At 57.4% G+C, this 1,934-nt stretch carries 2 protein-coding genes; both read right to left on the bottom strand.

Going from position 1 to position 1,934, the window contains the following annotated elements:
* On the bottom strand, positions 1-1,517 hold a 1,517-nt coding region (gene tssC / locus K5R89_RS26975), incomplete at its 3' end, for a type VI secretion system contractile sheath large subunit (protein WP_221853878.1).
* A 42-nt stretch (positions 1,518-1,559) separates the two neighbouring features.
* The coding region (gene tssB, locus K5R89_RS26970) for a type VI secretion system contractile sheath small subunit (protein ID WP_221853877.1) at positions 1,560-1,934 on the bottom strand (375 nt) is incomplete at its 5' end.

The following is a 1,934-nucleotide window of genomic DNA, read 5'->3' as shown; positions in this document are numbered from 1 at the left end:
ACCAGCGACAGATTGACGTCCAGCCCCTCGACCTGGAAGTGCGGCACGGCGTACAGCTTCACGCGGAAGAAGCCCGGGTTGTCCTCGATATCTTCCACCACCACGCTGGCATCGCGCAGCGGATGGGAGGCCTGCAGCTCGTCGCCCGGATCGGTCATTTCGGTGACCAGGCTCCGCACCCAGGTGTTCAGCTCCAGCTCCAGCAGGCGCCGGTCCTTGGTGGTGCCGATATTCTCGCGCTGGATCATCTTCAGGTAGTGCGCGATGCGCGACAGCAGGAAGATATAAGGCAGACGCGCGTTGATGCGGCTGTTGGCGGTAGCGTCGGCGGTATCGTACAGCGCCGGTTTTTGCGCGGAGTTGGCCGAGAAGAAGCAGGCGTAATCGCGATTTTTGTAGTACGACAGTGGAATGAAGCCCAGGCTGGCGAATTCAAACTCCCGCGTTTCCGGGATCATCACCTCGGAAGGGATCTTCACCTGATTGCCGGTGCCCAGATCGTACAGATGGATGGGCAGATCTTTCACCGCGCCGCCGGCCTGCGGGCCGCGGATCTGCACGCACCAGCCGTTATTGACAAAGCTCTTCACCATATTGGAGGCGAAAGAGAACGCCGCGCTGGTCCAGAGATACTTTTCGTGGTCCGGCCCCTTCACCTGCTCGACATAGTTGAAGCTGCGCACCGGCACGGTGTCCGGACCATACGGCAGACGACCCAGCACGCGCGGCATCACCAGGCCGATGTAGCGGGCGTCGTCGGTTTCCCGAAACGCTTTCCAGCGAATATATTCCGCACGTTCGAAGTAGTTACCGATATCTTTGATGGCGGCGACCTCTTCCATGGTCTCTTTCAGGAAGAAAGCCGGGCCGACGGCGCCGATAAACGGCATGTGGGCGGCAGCGGAAACCCGGGAGATATTGCGCAGCAGCGCCACGTCCTGCGCGCTGGCGTCGAACTCATAGGCCGAGATCAGCGAGCCGATCGGCTCGCCGCCGGGGGTGTCGTACTCCGCGGTGTAGGTGTGCCAGTAAAGGCCGCTCTGAATCAGCTCCGGCGCATCCTCAAAGTCCTGACGCAGATCGTCCTTTGAGACGTCGAGGATCTCCGTTTTCACGTTCTGGCGGTAGTCGGTGTTGTCCACCAGCTGTTTGAGGCCGCGCCACAGGGATTCGACCTGCTGAAACTCCGGATGGTGCATCACTGCGTCCAGCTGGCGGCTTATCTGGAAATCCAGTTCAGCGATATGGTGGTCAATCAGCGTTTTATCGAGCTTTTCCACCCGCTGGCCGGACTGGCGGATGCGCTCCATAAACACCTGCATCGCCGCGGTCAGACGCTCCGCCGCCGGCGCCTCGGAGAGCGCGGCATCGTCCAGAAAGTCGTTGATGTTCCCGAGGCGAGAGGCCGGGGCGAGATTGATTTTTTCAAACAGCGACGCGTAAACGCCCTCGCTCGCCGTGTTTTCCTGCAGCGCGGTTTGCCCCTGAACAGGGCTGTTTTCTGTGGTAACAGACATTAGCATTTTCCCGGTTATTCCATTAACAGACTTGCCCCGCCATTATTTCGGAGCAAGCGCACTCATTTCGTCGCGTAATTCCTGTGACAGCGCCGGATCTTTCAGAATTGCCTCAAGCTCTTTTCTGAAAGTGGCGTTATCAAGCAGATTGGATTTGAGATCGCGTAATAAATTACGCATCGCCAGCATGGCGCGGAGTTGTGGAATTTGCCGGGCAATCTGCTCCGGTTCAAAATCGTTGATATCGGTAAAACGCAGCCTGAAGTTCTCCTCTTCGCCATTGCCAGCCAGCGTATTCGGCACCGAGAGATTCACCTCCGGGCTAAATTCCGAAAGTACGCTGTTAAAGTTATTTTTATTGACGTTAATTTTTTCTCTTTCCGATAATGGCCGGTTTTCTTTACCGTGACTAAAATC

It is taken from the genome of Klebsiella sp. TF21-TM, assembly GCF_019753495.1.
Taxonomy (GTDB): domain Bacteria; phylum Pseudomonadota; class Gammaproteobacteria; order Enterobacterales; family Enterobacteriaceae; genus Klebsiella; species Klebsiella quasipneumoniae.
This window is presented reverse-complemented; position numbering and strand designations above follow the sequence as displayed.